The organism is Opitutus sp. sgz309028 (assembly GCF_059821195.1).
Map to the genome: position 1 here is coordinate 144,191 of NZ_JCAMRR010000002.1, position 18,840 is coordinate 163,030.

Below are 18,840 nucleotides of genomic sequence, written 5' to 3' on the forward strand. Positions count from 1 at the left end.
ATCCCGGCCGAATTAGTTCACCAAACCGAGGCCCGTTCCATGAACTTGCTCGGTTTTGATGGCAACCGGGCCGGGATTCTGCCATCCGTCAATTTGTGGCAGCAAAGAAAACTCGGATAACGAAGGCGCCGCCGACGGTGCGAGACATCGCGCGGCTGGCAGACGTGGCGGTCGGTTCGGTGTCGCGGGCGTTGAACGGACATCCCGATCTCAATGCCGACCTGCGTGAGCGCATCCTGAATGCTGCTCGCGAGCTCGGCTACACGCCCCTGCGCAAACGGCGCACGAATGCCCAGCCGCGCCGGGGCGGACTGGGTGACGGCGGTCGCATCGGCCTGATTTGCTTTGGGATGGAAGACACGCTGGTGCAACTGCCGGTGGTGAGTGCAGCGGTGCACGGGATCGAAGAGGCCGTCTCGCTTAGCGGCGGCACCCTGATGTTCGCGAATATTCCGCGGGGTGACCGGCTGCCGCCGTTCCTGGCGGAAAAACAGGTGTCCGGCGTGATTCTGAAAGGTCCCAATATGGGTCTCCTGCCGCCGGAATCCGAAAGCGAATTGCTGCGGGCGATCTATCGGCTCCCGCATGTCTGGCTGCTGGGACAGCTGCCGAACGCACGTGGCGATCACTGCAACTTCGATCATGAAATTGCGGGACGCCTCGCCGCGAACCATCTACGGGAAAAGGGCCACACGCACGTCGCGTTCCTGAATCCGAAGCCGGGGCATGCCCAGTTCGAACCGTTGAAGGCCGCCTTCATGTACTCGGCGCTCCAACGTGGCATGAAGGTCGATGTGCTCGAACCGGCGAGCGATAAGGTTCCCTCGTGGCCGCTGCCGGCCATCGCCTCGGAAGCGGTGGTGGAGGCGCTGGTAGCCGAGTGGGCGAAAGTCAGGGCCAAGCAGCGGGCAACCGTCATCGCCGTCGGCGCGGACTCGACGGCGGTGCAGCTCTACGCGGCTCTCAACAAGATCGGCGTCCGGCCGGGTCGGGACGTCGGCATCATCTCCTGCAACGACGAGCGGTCCCTGATCATGAGCCTGAATCCGAGCCTCACGACGATCAACGTCGGGGCGGAGACGGTGGGGAGAAATGCGGTCGCCCGGCTCGCCTGGCGGCTGGCGCACGGCAATGAAGACACCGCCGTCAGGATCCTGGTGGAGCCGAAGCTGGTGGTGCGCGATTCCGTCCCTGAACTGAAATAAGTTCATTTCTGTTCATGGAGAAACCTGGCGGCGCCGCAGCCGGCAGAGCCCGGCACCAGCGATTTTTTGCGCTCCGTCGCGATCGCGGTTTGACAGGGCTGGTCCAGCCTTCATTTTTGTTCATAGATATTTCATGAAATAGGTTTTCAAAAACCTGTTTCCGTTTCACCCTTTGCGCGCGGCGAATCCCTCCGGGCCTTGCATTTCCGGAGTGGGCGGGCCGCGCCGTGTTGCCCCCGCACGTCCCATGATCAAACCCCTTTCCGCTTCCGCCCGCTATGCCGTGTTGGCTGCGGCTTTCGGCGCCCTGCTCTTCGACGGCTTCGAGCTGGGCCTGATGCCGCTCGCCTCGCTTTCGGTGACGCAGGATCTTTTGGGCGACGCCTACACACCGACGGTCGGCGGGGACTGGTTCGCTCGCTACACGGCGGCGCTGATGCTGGGTGCGGCGATCGGCGGCATCGTGCTCGGCAGCCTGGGGGATCGCATTGGTCGCACGCGCGCGATGGCGGTGAGCATCTTGTTCTACGCGGTGTTCGCCGGGTTGGGCGCGTGGGTGACGAACCAATGGCAGATGCTGGCGCTGCGCTTTGTGGTCGGATTGGGGGTTGGCGGCGTCTGGCCCAACGCGGTTGCCCTGGTTTCGGAGTGCTGGCCCGACAAGGCGAAGCCGACGGTGGCCGGCCTCATGGGCGCCGCGATCAACTCCGGCATTTTGCTGCTCTCGCAGATCGCGCAGTTTTGGGATGTCTCCCCGGACTCCTGGCGCTGGCTGTTCCATGTTGCAGCGTTCCCGACGGTGCTCGGGCTGCTGGTCCTGTTGTTCCTGCCGGAGTCGCCAAACTGGCTGGCGGCGCGGCAGCAGCAGGGAAACCGGAAACGGCCGGCGCCCTTGCGGGAGTTGTTCCAACCGCAGCTGATTCGGATCACCTTGATCGGAATTCTGCTGGGCTCGATTCCGCTCATCGGTGCGTGGGCGGCGAGCAAGTGGATGATTCCGTGGGCGGACAAGATCGGCGGCGAGACGCACACCGGCTACAAGGCGATGACGCAGGGGTGGTGGGCGATCGGCGCGATCATCGGCAGCATGGTAGGCGCCCAAGTCGCGAGCAAACTGGGCCGTCGTCGCTCGTATTTCCTGATCAGCGTCGGCTCGTTTCTGCTCACCTTCGCGATGTTCAAGCTGACGGCGCCGCTCGAGCCCTCGTTCTTTCCGATCGTGTTTGCGCAGGGATTCGTCGCCACGCTGTTCTTTGGCTGGCTCCCGCTCTATCTGCCGCAGCTTTTTCCCACTCATGTGCGGGCGACCGGGAGCGGCATTTCCTACAACGTGGGACGTTTCGCAACGGCGGTCGGCGTGCTGGTCGCGGGCGGAATTTTCCATCTGCTCGGCGGCAGTTACCCGGCGATGGGCACAGCCGCGGCTTTCATTTACGCCTTCGGAATTCTCGCGATCTGGCTGGTGCCGGACTCCGTGGGAGCGGATTCCAAGTGAGGAAGGCCGAGCCGTTCGACCAAGAGGCGTGCTCCCGTCATGACCCGTCGCGGGCTTCCCTCGCGCGCGCGCTTCCCGCTAACTTCCGTTTCTAAAATTATGTCAACCGCCCGCACTTACGGATTCGCCATCGTTGGCGTCGGCATGATTGCCGAATTTCACGCGCAAGCTCTGGCGCACGTTACCGGCGCCCGACTCGTGGCGGTGGCCAGTCGAAACGGCGCCAACGCCCGCGCCTTTGCGCAGAAGCACGGCGTGCCGTTTGCGACGACGTCCGTCGCGGCCCTCGTGGCGCGCCCCGAAGTGGACGTCGTGTGCGTGACGACGCCGAGCGGCGCGCATCTCGAGCCTGCGCTGGAAGCCGTGCGCGCGGGCAAGCATGTCGTCGTGGAGAAACCGATCGAAGTGACCATCGAGCGCGCGGATGAACTGCTGCGCGCGGCGGAAAACGCGGGCGTCATGGTGGCGCCAATCTTCCAGGCGCGTTTCGGGCAGGGCGCGATGACGGTCAAGGCGGCGATCGACGCCGGGCGTTTCGGACGGCTGGTGCTGGCGAGCGCCTACGTCAAATGGCATCGGGCCGCGAGCTACTACACGGGTTGGAAAGGCACGCTCGCACTCGACGGCGGCGGGGCGCTGATCAACCAGGGCATTCACGCGGTGGACCTTCTGCAGTGGTTCGCCGGAATGCCGGAGAAGGTGACGGGTTTCACGACGCGTCGCGTGCACACCGGTATCGAGGCGGAGGATACGATGAGCGGCAGCCTGCGCTTCACGAATGGCGCGCTCGGGGCGATCGAGGCGAGCACGGCGATTTTTCCCGGATCGCCACGCCGATTGGAAATTTGCGGGGAGCATGGGGCGGTGACGCTCGATGACGACCGCATCGTGCGTTGGGAATTCCGCGAGGCTCAGGAGGGAGACGAGGCGATCCGGGCCAGCCGGGAGGCTGGGGCGCTCGGTTCGGGGGCCAGCGCGCCAAACGCGATCAGCATCACCGGCCATCAGCGGCAGCTGCAGGATCTCGTGAACGCGCTGAACGGCGGCACGCGCCTGGCGATCGACGGCCGCGAGGCGCGCAAAGCGGTCGCGATCGTGCGCGCGCTCTACACCTCGGCCGCCCGCGGCGGCCAGCCTACCGACGTCTGAGTTTTCGTTTTCCTTTCCTGTATCCCCCAATGGCAAATTCCCCTCTGACCCAACCCTGGTGGCGGACCTTCAATCGCGAGCATTGGATGGTCTTCAGCATCGCTTCGCTGGCCTGGCTCTTCGACTGCCTCGACCAGCAGTTCTTCAATCTCGCGCGCGATGCGGCGCTGGAGCAGCTGATTCCGGACAAGACCAAGGCGACGGAGTACGGGCCTTATACGACGTCGGTGTTCCTCGTGGGCTGGGCGATCGGTGGATTGATCTTCGGATCGCTCGGCGATCGTTACGGCCGGGCGAAAGTCCTGACGTTCTCGGTGCTCCTGTATTCGGTGTTCACCGGGCTCAGCGCGCTGTCGACGGGTTTTTTCGATTTCTGCGTGTATCGCTTTTTGACCGGCCTGGGCGTCGGCGGGGTGTTTGGTCTCGTGGTGGCCTTGGTCGCGGATTCGGTGCCGGATCGGGCGCGAGCCCCGGCGCTGGGCCTGCTGCAATCGCTGTCGACGTGGGGAAATCTTCTCGCGGGATTGATCGGAATGGGCGTCGGCTTGCTGGCGGCGCGGCAGGCTCTGCCCTTCGGGCTGGAGGCGTGGCAGACTTTGTTTCTGATCGGCGCGGCGCCGGCGTTTCTGTGCGCGTTCATTATTCGCAAGCTGCCGGAGCCGGCGAAGTGGCGGGAGGCGAGAGCGGCGGGCGCGCTGAGAGGCGTGAAGTTCGGCTCCTACGCGACGCTGCTGCGGCATCCGCGCTGGTCGCGACATGCCTGGCTGGGTTTGTTGCTCTGCAGCGCGGGCATCGTGGGGCTGTGGGGGATCGGAAATTTTCACCCGAAGATCGTGGGCTCGATCATCGAGCAGCACCTCGCGGCGTCGAACCTCGACGCGGAGAGCATGGCGAGCGAGAAAGCTTACTGGCGGTCGCTCGGTTTGCTGCTGCAGAACATCGGCGGCTTTCTCGGCATGCTTTCGCTGACGAAATTTGCGCAGGTGAAAGGACGCCGGCCGGCGTTCGCGATCTCGCTCTCGCTTTCGTTTCTCACGACGCTGCTCGTCTTCAAGGGCCTGCGGGAGGTGGACCAGATGTATTGGATGCTGCCGCTGATGGGGTTTGGGCAGCTGTCCGTCTTTGGCGTGTATGCGGTTTATCTGCCGGAGCTTTTCCCGACGAGCCTGCGCAGCACGGGCACGAGTTTCTGTTACAACTTCGGCCGGCTCGCGGCCGCGACGGCGCCTTTCACGATGGGAAAAATCACGAAAAGCCTGGGCGGAGACATCGAGAGTTTCCGCACCGCCGGCGTGTGGGTCAGCCTCGTTTTGCTGGCGGGAATTGCGGTGCTGCCGCTCCTGCCGGAAACGAAGGACCAGCCGCTGCCTGAGGAGTGAGCGGCGGTCGCGCCGCCAGCCACCATCCCTATCGCATGAATAAATCCGACGGAATGAATTACGCCCCGCGGGGCAAACCTGCTCCCGTGGTGAAGCCCGGTGAGTTCACCTTTGCGGCGACGCACCTCGAGCACGGTCACATCTACGGACAGTGCAACGGACTCACGGAGGCAGGCGCGACGCTGAAGTGGGTTTACGATCCCGATCCGGAAAAAGTCGCGGCGTTTCGCGCCCAGTTTCCCGAGGCAAAGGTGGCGCGCTCGTTCGACGAGGTGCTGGCCGATCCCGAGGTGAAACTCGTGGCGGCCGCGGCGATTCCGTCCGAGCGGGGCGGGATCGGCTGTCAGGTGATGGAGGCGGGGAAGGATTATTTCACGGACAAGACACCGTTCACGGCGATGGACCAGTTCGAGCGCGCCCGACTCGTATCCGCGAAGACAGGACAGAAATACATGGTGTATTTCAGCGAGCGGCTGCACGTGGAGGCGGCGATGCATGCGACGGACATGATCCAGCAAGGAGCGATCGGTCGCGTCCTGCAGGTCATCGGGCTCGGGCCGCACCGGCTGAACCAGCCATCGCGACCGAAATGGTTTTTCGAGCGGGAGAAATATGGCGGCATCCTGTGCGATATCGGCAGCCACCAGTTTGAACAGTTCCTGACGTTTTCCGGGGCGACGGATGCCTCCGTCATGCATGCGGCGGTGGCGAATCATGCGCATCCGGACGTGCCGGAATTCGAGGATTTCGGCGAGGCGTCGCTCCTGGGCAACAATGGGGCGACGAATTTTGTGCGGGTGGACTGGTTCACGCCGCCGGGGCTGAGCACGTGGGGCGACGGGCGGATGATCATCCTCGGGGAGAAGGGCTATATAGAATTGCGCAAATACGTGGACGTCGCGCGTGAGGCGGCGGGCGACCATGTGTATCACGTCGATGAGCGCGGCGAGCATTACATCAATGTGGCGGGGAAGGTGGGCTTCCGGTTTTTTGGCGAGTTGATTCTCGATTGCTTGAACCGCACCGAGAAGGCGATGACGCAGGCGCATGTGTTCAAGGCGGCCGAGCTGTGTCTGCGGGCGCAGGCGGTGGCGCGGCGGATTGCGTAACGCGCAGCGCGGGACGAATCGCTGGCCAGCAAAAACGCCCGTTCCTGCCGGGACGGGCGTTTTGATTGAGAGAACTACGACGTGTTCGTACGGCTTACTGCGTCAGGGAGACGTTGTCGAAGGTGGCCGTGGCGAGCGTCGAGGTGTCGGACGCCACCGCGAGGCCGATGTAGGTGTTGGTCCCCATCGAGATCGTGACGGTCTGATCCAGCGTCCAGGACGTGCCGCTGCCGCTGTGGTAGAACTTGAACGTGTTGCCGGTGCGATTGACCTTCACCCACTCGGGCACGGACACGGCGACGGTCGTGTCGTCGGTGTTTCCGCTGACGGTGGTTCGGCGGCGGGCCTTGGCGGCGTTGCTGGTGTTGGTGAGGAGCATCGCGGCCATCTGGCAGTTTGAGTTGAGGTTGTCGCGAATCATCACGCCGGCGGCCGCATCGGGGTCGCTGCCGGTGAGGCTCGCCACGCGGGCGATGATCTCGCAATCGCCCTGTGCCTCCTGATACACGAAGTGGAAGCGATCGTCGGAACCCTTCAGGTCGCCGCCGCCGGAGATCGTGTGCGTGCCGCTGGATTCGGAATGGCTGCCGGCGGCGCTGGGACTGCCGACATCCTGCCCCAACCACGTCGTGGGCGGACGCTTTTTCAAACCTTCGCTGGTGTCCTCGTCCATCACAGTGTCGATGATCCGCGTGTCGGTTTCGTCGCGATAACTTGAATGCGCGCCGACAGACGCGAGGATTCCCGCGAGGAAGGTGGTCTTGTTGGCGATCGTGGTGACCGGAGCGCCGGAGAGTGACGTCGTGCCGGTGGTGATGACCTGGTCGTTGTAGGCGGTGCTCGCGTTATTGACCTGCACGAGGTTGCCCGACGAGGGGTTTTTGGCGAACACGACGCGCCGTTGGTCATTCGGATCGCCCGCGTCGGCTGAGGGGCGGTTGGGGCCGAAGTTGCCGCTCACGTGAACCTTCAGCAGCGTGGGGCTGGTAGGCGAGGACGTGGTGGCGGCGACGATTTCCTTCGGGCCGGTGTCGGTGCCGTTGTTGGCGCCGTGGCTGTAGAAGAGATTGCCGATGAACTGAAAGTCGAAGGTGGCGTTCGACGGAGTGTCGTTTTCGATATCGGCGCCGTAGCGGGAGCCGGATTCGGTATAGTTGAACATCACGTTATTGACGGCCTCCATCTTCACGAGGCGCTGGCCGCCGGTTTCGGGATAAGCTTCTCTCACATCGTTGGCTTCGAACTGCGGTCCGCGGGTGCGGTAATTGTAGAACAGGTTGCGGATCAGCGAGAGGGTGGCCGCGCTGGCGTTGATGCAATAGTTGTGGTCGGCGCCGTAGGGATGAATCTGGTCGGGGAGCGGATCCTGAGGCGAGGATGACGTGCCGCGGGGCGACACCGCGACATCACCGAGCGGCTCGGCGAAAATGCATTCGCTGATCGTGACGTTTTGCGCGCGCATCACGCCGACGATCTCGTCGCAGCTCCACGCGAAGGAGATTCGGTGCAGCACGACATTGCTGACGTCCTCGAGCGCGATGCAGTCGAGTTGGGCGCTGCCATTGCCATACTTGAACTGTGAGCGGTCCATCAGCTCGCGTCCGCGGCGGATCCGCAGTTCCTTAAAGATCACCTGCGAGGTGTTTTTGATCGTGATCTCGTAGCCGGCGATCGTCACGCCACGGATGCTCGAGTCGGTCGCATCGATGACGTTGGAACCGTCGACGGTGAGTTGCCCGCGGGAGGAGCCGTCGATGATGAGACGCCGGTTCAGCGTGATGGTTTTTCCGGCAAGGCTGTTGGCAAACGTCACGTAACGCGCGCCGGTTTGGGTCAGCGCATGACGGAGCGTGCCGGACACGGTGGGGTCGGGGTCGTCGTCGCGGTTGACGACCAGGGACGTGTAGCCGGAGGAGCCGGCGCCGGTGGTGGCAGCTCCGAATCCTTCGAAGGGTTGCGCCAGGGCGACGGTGGGGAGCAAGAGGCCGGCAAGCGCCATGGCGAAGCAGGCGCGGAAGCGTAAACGTGAAACGTTCATGTTTTTGGGGTGGGTTTTGGGAAACGCATGAAGTTGCTCCATGCGCAGGATCGGCCGCCGTTCGAAGAGCTGGATGACGACAGAAAGTGGGTCGCTAAAAAGTGGATACCTTACGGGCGGAGTTGCGTGGCGCGGGCGGGATCGAAGTTCTCGTTGATGGTGGGGAGCTGGGCGCCGGCGGCGGACAGATGTTGCTGCAACGTGGCGAGGAGTTCGGCCGCGCCGGTCGGTTGCTCGAGGATGAGGTTGCGGGCCTCGCCTGGATCGTCGCGGAGGTTGAACAGTTCGTCCCCGGTGCCGTGAGCGGTCAGGGCGTGTTCGTAGTAGTGAATGAGTTTCCAGTCGGCATGGCGGATGGCGCTGGCGGGGCCGTGAACGCCGGCGGTGTGATAGTGCGGGTAATGCCAGATCAAGGGGCGCGGGGAGTGCGGAGATTCGCCGCGGAGCACTGGCAAGAGGCTGACGCTGTCTCGCGGTTCGTCGTCGGAGAGCGAGGTGCCGGTGACGTCGAGAACGGTCGCGAAAAGATCAGTCGAGGTCGTGAGGACGTCGGTGGTCGTTCCCGCGGCGATCGTGCCGGGCCAGCGCATGATGAGAGGAACGCGCAAGCCGCCCTCGTAGAGCTGGGCTTTGCCGCCGCGGAAGGGCCCCTGGGTAGCGTCTTTCAGACTGCCGCCGTTGTCGGAGGCGAAGATGACGAGGGTGTCTTGGGCCAGGTTGAGCGCGTCGAGTTTTGCGAGCACATCGCCGATGGCGGCGTCCAATTCTTCCATCATCGCGGCGATGATGGGATTGTTCTCCGGAAGTTGGGCGCCGGGGCGCAGTCGGTGTTTTGTTTCCAGCGAGGCGGGAGCGATGAGCGGCGAATGGAGGGTGTGCGGCGCGAGATGGAGAAAGAATGGCGCGTGTTGGTGGCGTTCGATGAAGGCGAGCGCGCGTTGCTTGATGGCGTGGACGCTGTGAGGGTCTGTTTCCGGGGCGGAATCCTCGGATGGTTTCTCGGTGATGAAGGCTTCGTGGAAGCCGTGGCGAGGAGACGCGTCGTGGGTTGGGGACGGTGGCGTGTAGCGATTGGGAACATGCCATTTGCCGAAAACGCCGGTGATGTAGCCGCGCTCCGCGAGGAGGTGGGGGAGGAGCTTTTCGTTGAGCGATTTCCTCCACTTGGGCTGCAGCAGGCGCGCGTAGGGAAACGGGTGGCCGGGGACGAAATCGGTGAGACGTGTGCGGGCGGGAGATTTGCCCGTCATCATCGCGGCGCGCGACGGTGAGCAAACGGGAGCCGCAGCGCAGGCGGCGGTGAAAACGAGACCTTCGCGCGCGAATTGGTCGAGGACGGGCGTGGCGGCGTAGGGATTGCCGTAGGCCCCGACAGGATTGAGCCCGAGATCATCGGCCAGAATTAGCACGACATTCGGCGGGCGTTCGGATGCGCGGCCGAGGGACGCGGAGATCGACGCGACGAGGAGAAAAAGAATCGCACCGCGTCGCATCGGGAGAACGGCGGGTCGGATTAACGCGCGGCGTCCGCGGCGTAGTCCGCGTAGTGCTGAGCGACGTGGGCGCGCTGCTCGTCTCCGTGGTGGAAGAAGATGCGGTAGCGCAAGGTGAGCTCGCCGCCGGCGGGGATCGTGATGTCGCCGGCGTTGGGCTGGTCCTTCAGCTTTTCGAAATCGTGTTTTCCGAACGGATTGGCGGCGAAGAGGCCGTAATCGCGGACGTGCCACCAGGTCGGATGTGAGGGGTTTTTCGGATGATCGAAGATGGCGATGCCGATGTGTTTGCCATCGACGGAGCCGTTGTAGTCGCACCACGGCGCGCGCTTGCCCCAGGCGGCGCGATCGGTGTCGCCGTTGGCGTTCACGATTCTGCCGGTGCCGCGTTTGCGGTCCTTGCCCTTGCCGACCATGAGGCGGATGCCCTCGTTGATGCGGACGCCGAGTGCGCCTTCCTCGGTGTCGCCGAGGACGACCGGGCCGTGCGTCGCCTGCAGCGTGATTTCGCAATCGAGGAAATAGCCCTCGGCGATGCGCTCGAAGCGGTAACGCGTGGTGTCGGAGCAGATGATCTCGTTGGTGGCGGCGATCCAGTGATTGCGGACCTGGAGTTCGCCCGTCGCGCCGCTGCGCGCGGAGACAATCTCCTGATGGACTATGCGGCCGGTGGAGTTGTCGGCGAGTTCGCGCCAGAAGTCGTGACCGTTGACGAGCCCGTGGGCGAACCAGACGGAGCGGTGCCAGTCGTGGTCCTGGATCTCGCCGTCGACCTTCTGCATCGGCCAGTGGCGCGTGTAGAAGGTGCCTTCCTGATCCTGGATCGGGTAGAGGCACGGTTTCGGTCCGTCGCGGAAACGGTATTCGGTGAACAGATACCCATCGATTTCGACGCGGACGCGATCGCTCAGCGGCGTGAGCACGACGCGGTTTTTGAGCTGCGCAGGAGCGGGCGCGTTGGCCGCCGCGGACGGTAGTCCGCACAACGCCAGTGCACCGAGAGCGACTCCTTGAAACGCGACGCAAAGCGACGAGGAGAACCGGCTCATAGACGGAAGAGTTTGCGGGCGTTGGTGGAGAAAAGCTTCTGCTCGGACTCGGGCGGAAGGCCGGCGGCCTGGACGGTGTCGACGATCAGTTTCGGTTCCACCCACGGGTGGTCGCTGGAGTAGAGCAGGCGATCCGGGCCGATGAAGTCGTGGCCGAATTTGACCGCGAGCGGCAGCGGCGAGACGACGTCCATCCAGATCTGCTTCAGGTATTCGCTGGGCAGGCGCGTGAGATTGCGCGGGCCGCGTTTGAGCACGCTGACCTGGTGATCGAGACGGCCGACGATGTAAGGGAGCGTGCCGCCGAGGTGCGGGCAGACGAGTTTGAGCTTCGGGAACTCGTCGAGGATGCCCGACATCAACAGGCGCGTGATCGCAATGGTGTTGTCGAACATGTTGCCCAGCGTGCTGGTGAGTTCGTAGGCCTTCACGAACTCGGTCGTGATGGGTTTTGCCGGGTGAAGGAGAATGGGGATGTCGAGTTCGACGGCGCGCGCGAAGAGCGGGCGAAACTCGGGTTCGTCGGGAAACTTTCCGGCAAGATTCGTGTAGAGCAGGATGCCCTTCATGTCGTAGGCACGGACGACGCGATCGAGTTCGGCCAGCGATGCGCGCATGTCCTGGAGTGGCAGCACGCAAATGCCGAAGAAGCGCGTCGGATGTTTGCGCACGGTTTCGCCGACGAAATCGTTGTAGAGTTGAGCGACGATGGGGCCGTCGGCGCCGAACCATTCCGGGCCGGGATCGTTGATGCTGAGCGCCGTCCGGGAGATGCCGGCGGCGTCCATCGCGGCGAGCTTCGCATCGACGTCGGTGTAGTGCGCGGGGATCTTGCGATACCAATCGCCCATCCGCAGGATGCGCACGCCGTCGGCGGTATAAACGGAAGGATCGGTTTTACGCTTCTCCATCAGGGTGATCGCCTCCGGGCAGAACAGGTGGCTCTGGCAATCGATGCGTTCGCCGACGACGGGCGTGGCGGACTGAGTGGACGCGCTGAGATCCAGGCTGAGGGTGGACATCGCCGCGGTCGCGAGGGAGGTGCGCGCGATGAATTCGCGCCGGTTGATCAAAGGAGACTTGAGCGACATGGGAAGGGAGGCGGAGGGTGATCGGGTTATTGCGACGGCGGACCGTCGGAAGGCAGGGTGCTTTCGAGCGCCTGGGAACGTTGGGCGAGGAGGAACGCCACGACGTCGGCCATTTGTTGCGGACTGAACGTGTTGCCGAACGGCGGCATCGCGGACAAATGCAGGCTTTCGCGCGAGGTGATGAGGGCCTTGTCGATGCTGACGGTGCTGCTGTCCATCTGCACGAGGACGAGCGAACGGTTGGTCTCCTCCTTGAAGACACCCGCGAAGGACTGGCCGTCGCTGGTCGACACCGTAAGGAGGGCGAAGCCCTCCGCGATCGCGGCGCTCGGCGCGAGCATCGAGTCGATGATGTGCGCCGCATCGGCTTTGTCGCCCATGGCGGTGAGGTCGGGGCCGAACGTTTTGCCTTCGCGTCCGACGCGGTGACAGCTGACGCACCCGGCGGCGGTGAACAAACGCCGGCCGAGGACGATGTCGCCCGTCTCGACGAGAGGAAGGACCTCGGCAGCGGTGAGCGGCTGTTCGCGAGGTTCGAGGACGAGGGGCGGGAGTTCCTCGGCCGCGGCGCGCCGTATCCACGTCGCGGTGACGGTGGGGCCGACCTTCTGATACGTGCGTTCCGACTTCGAATCGGAACCGGGCACGAACAACGCGATCTTCAGCGTGCTGGTCTGGTCGATCGTGACGCTGGCGCCTTCGCGGGCGCGCTCCTTCGGGCCGGGCGGCACCGGTTCGGTGCCGTCGCTCGTCCAGCGCAGTGCGGCGGGCTTGATGCCGGCCAGCAGCTCGATCTTGAGGGGGCCGGTGAACTCGCCGGGAACGGGGTTCATCACGACCAGCGGATTGCCGGAGAGACGCGCAATCCACTGCGCGGCGAGTTCGGACACCTTGGCGTCGGAGTCGCTGACCAGGCGTTCGACCGCCGGGCGATCGAGGGCGTCGCTTTCCAGAAGGGCGAGCAGCGCCGCGCGGCGCACGCCGCCGCGCGAATCGCCGAGCAGGGAGGTTAGCTGAGATTCGTCCGACAGCGCACGGAGCGCCTGCCAGGTGGCGTAGAAGGTGATGCGCTCGGATTCGTCGGCGGCCAGGTCGAGCAGTGCGGGCACGAGTCGGCGCTGACGCGCCTGCTCGATGGCTTGCACGGCGGCGAATCGAACGCGGGGTTCGGAGGCCTTCAATGCGGCGACGACGAAGGCGGGGAAGGCAGCCGACGAATCGGTGGCACGCCAGCGGTGGCCGGCGATGCGGATGGATTGGATGCGGGCGTTGGCGGAGAGGGTGGATCCGGTCTGGGAGAACCAAGCATCGATCGCTGCATCCGAAAGATTGATACGGCCGAGCGTCCAGAGCGTCCACGTTTCCTGCGCGGTGCCGAGTAGGCGGGATTCGAGGGCCGCGATGAGAGCGGGGACGACCGCGGAGCCGCGGCGGACGAGTTCTTCCTGCGCGTTGGTGTTCCAGACGGGGAGAATCGAGCCGAGATCTTCGATCAGCTCGGCGACGCTCCAGTCGGTGAGGGGACGCGTGCGCTTGGGCGTATTCCAATCGGCGTTGGGCGCGTCGGGCCAGGAGATGCGGAAGACACGGCCCTCGTTGACCTGTTCGCCGTTTTTATAGACGGCGCCGTAGGATTTACCCCAGCCGCTCAGGTAGAGCGCGCCATCGGGGCCGGCGGCGATGTCGACGGGTTGGAAGAGGGCGGCGCGACCGACGGCGAACTCCTGCCATTTTCCGCCGGAGGGGACGGTGAGGGCGCCATCCCAGGTCGGGCGGTAGACGAAGGTCGTTTTGCGCAGCCAGTCGTTGATGAACCACACGCCGCGAAACTCGGGCGGCATCTGGGGCGAGTCGTAATACACGAGGCCGGTGCCGGAGCCTTGGAAAACGGGCCCGCTAATCGGCGCCGTGGGAAGGTGCTGGTCGCCGGTCCAGTCGGCGCTCCAGGTATGGCCCCAACCGAAGTGGGCCCCGAAGAACGGCATGATAATGCGGTCGCCGTCGTATTGGTCGTTGTCGGTGCCGAGCCAGTTGAATTCGTGGTCGAAACCAATGTCCCAGACGTTGCGGGTGCCGCGGGAGACGATTTCGAGGTTGGCGCCCATCGCATCGGCGCGCAGCACGCCGCCTTCTCGGCCCCAGTTGTCCTTGGGGTCCTGATAAGTGTGCCGGTATTCGCCTTTTTTATACGTGCGCGGCGGAGGGATGTCAGGAGTGCCTGCTGGAGCCTGCACGCCCCACAGATCGCGGAAGGCTTTCGGCGCGAGGCGATCGGGCGGTTGGGTCAGACCCTTCGAGGTGCCGGCGGAGAGGTAGAGTTTGCCGTCGGGGGCCCAGTTGAGTCCGTGCGACGCGTGTTCGAGATTACCGAGGTCGGTGTAAACGCGCACGTATTCGTCGGCTTCGTCGTCGCCGTCGAGATCGCGCACGACGGTCAGATCGGGCGAGTTGGCGACCCAGAGATCGCGGCCGTTCCAGGCGAGGCCCTGGATGCAGTTGAAGCCGGTGGCGAAGATCTTGGTTTTGTCGGCGACGCCGTCGCCGTCGGTGTCGAGGAGAATGGCGATGCTGTCGCCGGGAGTATCCGGTTTAGGGTTACGATATTGGGGCCCGTAGCCGACGAAGAGGCGACCCTGGGCGTCGAAGACGAGAGCGCAGGGATTCCGCACCAGCGGTTCCCTCGCGTAGAGTTCGGCCTGCAGCGGCGCGGGCACGACGGGCAGCAGGGACGGGTCGGCCCCCAGCAGCGGACTGACGAGCAGAAGTGCGCACGAGACGGTGGTGATGGGAGGGCGCATGAGGGCGAAAGGGCGGAGAGGCTGAGGCAGAAACCGGAAAGCGAACGGCCGAACGGCTAGGTGTCGTCCCTCACCGGACGGCGCGCGGAGAGGACGCGGATGATGGCGCTGTTGTCGAGTTCGCCGAAGCCCTCGGCTTCGGCATGTTCGAGGATGGCCCGGTGCGCCTGGCTGAGGGACATGGGCAGGCCGGAAGCGAGGCCCGCCTCCACGATGAGCCGCACGTCCTTCAAGTGTTGGGAAAGGCGAGCTTCGGGGGAGAACTCCCGCCGGATCATCTTGTCGCCCTTCACATCCATGGCGCGCGAATAAGCCGGACTCCGGCGCATGATTTTGAGGACCAGGTCGAGGTCGAGCGACAGCCCTTCGGCGAACGCGAGTCCCTCGGCGAGCGCGGCGCGGTTGAGGCCGAGGACGAGGTTGGTCACCAGCTTCATCTTCGCGCCGCTTCCGCTGGGGCCGGTGTGAAACGTGGCATCGGCGAACAGGTCGAAGATGTCGAGACAGGCATCGAAGCCGACGTGGTCGCCGCCGACCATCATGACCGCGGAACCATCGCGAACCTGCCGGCTGCTGCCGGAGATGGTGGCGTCGAGGTAGGTGACGCCCTGGGCCCGGAGCGTGGCGGCGATCGTTTCGGAGCTGGCGGGATCGCCGGTGGTGGTGTCGATGACGGTCATGCCGCGGCGGAGGCTCGCGGAGTTGCGGGTGAACACGTCCGTGACTTCGCGGTGGCTGGGCAGGCTGACGAGGATGCGCTCGCAGGCGCCGAGCACCTCGGCGGCGCTGGCCGCGATGCTGCCGCCGGCTTGGGAAAGTTCAGCCAGGCGGTCGGAGTTGATATCATAGCCGATGACGGCGCGGCCGCCGGCCATGAGTCGTAGGGCGAGTTCCGAGCCGACGAGGCCGAGGCCGATGATGCCGATCGGATCAGTGGAGCGTGAGACGGGAGGAGGCGAAATCATGGAGAGGAAGGAGCCGGGAGCTTGCTCCCGGCGGGATGGGATGGAGGAATCAGAACTCGCCCTGAACGCCGGCGGAGATGCGCATGCCGTAGATCTGGGTGTCGCGCTGGAGGCGTTCGTTGCCCTGGTATTTGGTCCGTTTCGAGTTGGTGAGATTGTTGATGTCGAGGAACACGGACGTGGGGGTGCGGCGGAGGCCGTACTTGATGCTGAAGTCGACGGAGGTGCGGGCGCCGTCGTATTCGCGCTCCATCGGATTGTCGTCGAAGTTGTTCAGGCGGCCGCCGTTGTAATTGGCGGAGAGGCGGATGGTGTATCCATGCTTGATATACGAAAGGCCCGCGTTGCCGGAGCGCTTCGTGAAGCCCGCGATGTCGTCGTGGACTTCGTCGGTGGCGTAGGTGCCGCGGCTCCGGAGGAAGGTGGCGTTGGCGTAGATGCCGAAGCCGTTGAGGAAGCCGGGGAGGAAGGTGAGCTGCTGCTGGTAGTTCAGCTCGAGGCCGTCGACGTTCGCCCAGCCGCCGTTCTTGACCGTGCGGAGCTTCCAGAGACCATCGGCATATTTGTCGCCGAAGATCGGATACACGATCGGATCGCCGGGCCGGATGAGGCGCAGTTCGTCGAAGATGAACCCGGTGATCTCCTTGCGGAAGACGCCGACCGACACGGTGCCGACGCCCTTGAAGTAGTATTCCGCCACGAAGTCGTAATTGTCGGAGAACTGGGGCTCGAGATTGGGGTTGTTGACCTCGATGCGCGGGAGGTCGTCGCTGTCCTCCGGATCCGAGTCCGTGATGTCGCGGACGCGCACGTTGGGCATGAGCCGGGTGAAATTCGGCCGGCCGATGCCGGTGGAGAAACTGGCGCGGAGGTTGAAGTTCGGCGTGACGCCGTAACGCAGGTGGAGGCCGGGGAAGTAGTTGTTGTAGCCGCCTTCCACGCGCTGGACGCCTTCGTAGCGAAGCGGATTGCCTTCGCCGTAGGCTTGGTTGAGCCGCATGTTCTGGCCGTAGGTTTCGGTGCGCTCGAAGCGGAGGCCGCCGACGGTGGTGAGCTTGCCGGTCTTGACGGAGCCCATGAGGTAGCTCGCGTAGATCCGCTCGCCGGCGGTGAGGTCGTTGGCGAGATCCTGCTCGATGCCGCGGTTGACGTTTTCGGTGAACCGCTCGGAGCCGTAGTCGTCGATCTCGTCATGGACCGCACGGAGATCGGGCCACGGCCAGCGCTGGTAACGGCCCTCGACGGGGAAGACCGTGCGATCGTTGCCGTGAAAGCGGTTCAGATCTCCGATGGCGGACGCGATCGCGGTCCAGCGTGGGCGTTGGCGGTCCTGGGTTTTTTCCTGGTGCCGGTAGCGCAGGCCGGTCTTGAGATAGGTGGGGAAGCGGGTGTTGAAGGCGCGCGTGACATTGAGTTTGCCGGCGGTGACGTCGTCCCAGTTGTGGTCGAAGCGGCGGTCGAGGTTGTTGAGAGCGCCCTTGCTGTAGTCGGAGATGTCGTTGCCGGCGGTCTGGGTGATCGTGGGGAAGTGGATGCTGGCCGAGCGATCGATGCGGTAGGTGATGTTGTTGAAGCGCATCAGCATGATCTCGCGCTCGTCGCTGCCGTGGGAGTGGGAGGTGGACAGATCGTAATCGAAATCCCAGTCGCTGAGCTGGGTGCGGCCGCCGATCTGCACCATGTTGGTCTCGACGGTGCGGGTGCGGCCCTCGAGTTCGAAGTCGACGCGGCCGCGCAGTTCCTGCTGCTCGAAGGACGGCGTCCCAACGACGTTGGTGTTCGCCAGGATGAACTTGTGCTGCGACATCTCGTCGTTGAAGTCGTTGTAGAGGACGTTCAGGAAGAGCGTGGTGCTGGGGTTCAGCTTGAAGTGCAATTTGCCGCCGAGCCCGAGGCGGTCGAGGAGGATGTCGTCCTCGGTCGTCTGGAAGTTGTTGATGATGGCGACGGGGCTGGCGAGGGTCTCGTCCTTGTATTCCATCCGGGCGGCGGTGCGGGGCGAGAAGGTGCGGTTGAAGCTCGCATTCATCGTGAGGGCCCATCGTTTCTCCTGACCGAGGACGTCGGTGTAGCTGATGCTGCCGGAGGGATGGGCTTTCGCGCGGGCAAATTCGAAGACGCCGCCGCCGCCGCGGCGCGTGCCGTCGGCCCCGGAAACGTAATCCTGGAGAAACACATTCGCGCCGAGGCTGTAGCGGATGGTGCGGCCGTGGGCGTCGAAGCCGTTTTTGGTCTTCAGGTTGATTTTCCCGCCGATCGCGTCGGCGTCCATGTCCGGCGTCGGCGCCTTGATGACCTCGATCGATTCGATCGAGTTGGTCGAAACCTTGTCGACTTCGAAGGCGCGACCGGTGCCGCGACTGCTGCCGCTGGCGAGGAGCGTGCCGTCGACGGAGACGGAATTCAGGTCCGGCGAGATGCCGCGGATGCTGACCTGGTAGGTTTCGGCTTCGTCGCGCTCGGGCGAGATGCCGGAGAGTTTGACGAGGAGGTTGCCGACGTTGGTGTCGGCGACATTGCCGAAAGCATCGGTGGAGACGACGGCGACGACGTTATCGGCGTTGCGCTGTTCGTTGAGGGCGGCGGCCTGGCCCTCGCGGACCGCGGAAACCTGGAATTGCTCGAGACGATAGATCTCCGACTGCAGCTCGACTTCGACGGTGGTCGTGTCCTGGGGACGAACGACGACGGGAAGCTCGGTCGGGTTGAGACCGGTGTAGCTGACGATGAGCGTGCGGGATCCGGACGGCACGTGATTGAGGCGGAAGGAGCCGTCCTCGGCGGTGCGGGCGAAGTGCCGCTCGCTGCCGGCGAGCGTGACGGAGGCGCCGGGGAGCAGCGCGCCGCTGGCGTGGCTGCGGACCCGGCCGGCGATGGATCCGGTGTCGCCGGACTGCGCGAGCAGGGCGCCGCTCAGCGAAAGAAAAATTGATGTAACGAAGATCCTGATACGAATACGGGGGGCGAAGGCGGGTGTCATGGGGGTGGAACGGGGTGGGGGAAATGGGGTGGGCGGGGCTGGCCTTTTTGGGGCGCCGCAGGCCGGCGGCCGGTGTCCAGGCCAGGGCG

The 18,840-nt window shown here is 64.5% G+C and carries 12 protein-coding genes; 5 read left to right on the forward strand and 7 right to left on the reverse strand.

Annotated elements, in window-relative coordinates:
- The first annotated feature begins 95 nt into the window (after positions 1-95).
- The 5 genes from AC6RV7_RS06565 (at position 96) to AC6RV7_RS06585 (ending at position 6,337) form a co-directional block, all read left to right on the forward strand.
- Positions 96-1,205 (forward strand): LacI family DNA-binding transcriptional regulator, encoded by a 1,110-nt coding sequence (locus AC6RV7_RS06565; protein WP_500093115.1) that lies wholly within the window; start codon positions 96-98, stop codon positions 1,203-1,205.
- A gap of 247 nt (positions 1,206-1,452) precedes the next feature.
- Complete coding sequence (locus AC6RV7_RS06570) at positions 1,453-2,700, forward strand: MFS transporter (RefSeq protein ID WP_500093116.1); 1,248 nt, start codon at positions 1,453-1,455, stop codon at positions 2,698-2,700.
- A 99-nt stretch (positions 2,701-2,799) separates the two neighbouring features.
- Positions 2,800-3,849 (forward strand): Gfo/Idh/MocA family protein, encoded by a 1,050-nt coding sequence (locus tag AC6RV7_RS06575; RefSeq protein ID WP_500093117.1) that lies wholly within the window; start codon positions 2,800-2,802, stop codon positions 3,847-3,849.
- 29 nt (positions 3,850-3,878) lie between these two features.
- Positions 3,879-5,228, forward strand: a complete 1,350-nt coding sequence (locus AC6RV7_RS06580) for an MFS transporter (protein WP_500093118.1) — start codon at positions 3,879-3,881, stop codon at positions 5,226-5,228.
- A 35-nt stretch (positions 5,229-5,263) separates the two neighbouring features.
- The gene (locus tag AC6RV7_RS06585; RefSeq protein ID WP_500093119.1) at positions 5,264-6,337 is read left to right on the forward strand and encodes a Gfo/Idh/MocA family protein; all 1,074 of its coding nucleotides are present in this window, start codon (positions 5,264-5,266) and stop codon (positions 6,335-6,337) included.
- Between the two features lie 94 nt (positions 6,338-6,431).
- On the opposite strand, the gene AC6RV7_RS06590 is transcribed toward AC6RV7_RS06585, so the two are convergent.
- The 7 genes from AC6RV7_RS06590 to AC6RV7_RS06620 all read right to left on the reverse strand — a co-directional run bounded on the left by AC6RV7_RS06590 (position 6,432) and on the right by AC6RV7_RS06620 (position 18,751).
- A complete protein-coding gene (locus AC6RV7_RS06590; protein WP_500093120.1) occupies positions 6,432-8,375 on the reverse strand; it encodes a hypothetical protein in 1,944 nt (647 codons plus the stop codon).
- A gap of 110 nt (positions 8,376-8,485) precedes the next feature.
- Entirely contained in the window at positions 8,486-9,868 is a 1,383-nt protein-coding gene (locus AC6RV7_RS06595) for a sulfatase (protein ID WP_500093121.1), read from the reverse strand.
- A gap of 20 nt (positions 9,869-9,888) precedes the next feature.
- A complete protein-coding gene (locus AC6RV7_RS06600) occupies positions 9,889-10,917 on the reverse strand; it encodes a DUF6807 domain-containing protein (protein WP_500093122.1) in 1,029 nt (342 codons plus the stop codon).
- Positions 10,914-12,008 (reverse strand): amidohydrolase family protein, encoded by a 1,095-nt coding sequence (locus AC6RV7_RS06605; RefSeq protein WP_500093123.1) that lies wholly within the window; start codon positions 12,006-12,008, stop codon positions 10,914-10,916. The genes AC6RV7_RS06600 and AC6RV7_RS06605 overlap by 4 nt, the downstream gene beginning before the upstream one ends.
- Positions 12,009-12,034: 26 nt before the next feature.
- On the reverse strand, positions 12,035-14,806 hold the full coding sequence (locus tag AC6RV7_RS06610; protein WP_500093124.1) for a PVC-type heme-binding CxxCH protein: 2,772 nt from the start codon (positions 14,804-14,806) through the stop codon (positions 12,035-12,037).
- A gap of 56 nt (positions 14,807-14,862) precedes the next feature.
- Positions 14,863-15,771 carry an NAD(P)-dependent oxidoreductase gene (locus AC6RV7_RS06615; protein ID WP_500093125.1) on the reverse strand — a complete coding sequence of 303 codons (909 nt, stop codon included), beginning with the start codon at positions 15,769-15,771 and terminating at the stop codon, positions 14,863-14,865.
- A gap of 49 nt (positions 15,772-15,820) precedes the next feature.
- Positions 15,821-18,751: a TonB-dependent receptor gene (locus AC6RV7_RS06620; RefSeq protein ID WP_500093126.1), complete on the reverse strand. Its 2,931-nt coding sequence runs from the start codon at positions 18,749-18,751 to the stop codon at positions 15,821-15,823.
- Between the last annotated feature and the right edge of the window lie 89 nt (positions 18,752-18,840).

What these genes read in the sequence shown, in the direction of transcription:
- AC6RV7_RS06570 (WP_500093116.1), top strand. Translation starts at nt 1,453, where the DNA reads ATGATCAAACCCCTTTCCGCTTCCGCCCGCTATGCCGTGTTGGCTGCG.
- AC6RV7_RS06575 (WP_500093117.1), top strand. Translation starts at nt 2,800, where the DNA reads ATGTCAACCGCCCGCACTTACGGATTCGCCATCGTTGGCGTCGGCATG.
- AC6RV7_RS06580 (WP_500093118.1), top strand. Translation starts at nt 3,879, where the DNA reads ATGGCAAATTCCCCTCTGACCCAACCCTGGTGGCGGACCTTCAATCGC.
- AC6RV7_RS06585 (WP_500093119.1), top strand. Translation starts at nt 5,264, where the DNA reads ATGAATAAATCCGACGGAATGAATTACGCCCCGCGGGGCAAACCTGCT.
- AC6RV7_RS06590 (WP_500093120.1), bottom strand. Translation starts at nt 8,375, where the DNA reads ATGAACGTTTCACGTTTACGCTTCCGCGCCTGCTTCGCCATGGCGCTT.
- AC6RV7_RS06595 (WP_500093121.1), bottom strand. Translation starts at nt 9,868, where the DNA reads ATGCGACGCGGTGCGATTCTTTTTCTCCTCGTCGCGTCGATCTCCGCG.
- AC6RV7_RS06600 (WP_500093122.1), bottom strand. Translation starts at nt 10,917, where the DNA reads ATGAGCCGGTTCTCCTCGTCGCTTTGCGTCGCGTTTCAAGGAGTCGCT.
- AC6RV7_RS06605 (WP_500093123.1), bottom strand. Translation starts at nt 12,008, where the DNA reads ATGTCGCTCAAGTCTCCTTTGATCAACCGGCGCGAATTCATCGCGCGC.
- AC6RV7_RS06610 (WP_500093124.1), bottom strand. Translation starts at nt 14,806, where the DNA reads ATGCGCCCTCCCATCACCACCGTCTCGTGCGCACTTCTGCTCGTCAGT.
- AC6RV7_RS06615 (WP_500093125.1), bottom strand. Translation starts at nt 15,771, where the DNA reads ATGATTTCGCCTCCTCCCGTCTCACGCTCCACTGATCCGATCGGCATC.
- AC6RV7_RS06620 (WP_500093126.1), bottom strand. Translation starts at nt 18,751, where the DNA reads ATGACACCCGCCTTCGCCCCCCGTATTCGTATCAGGATCTTCGTTACA.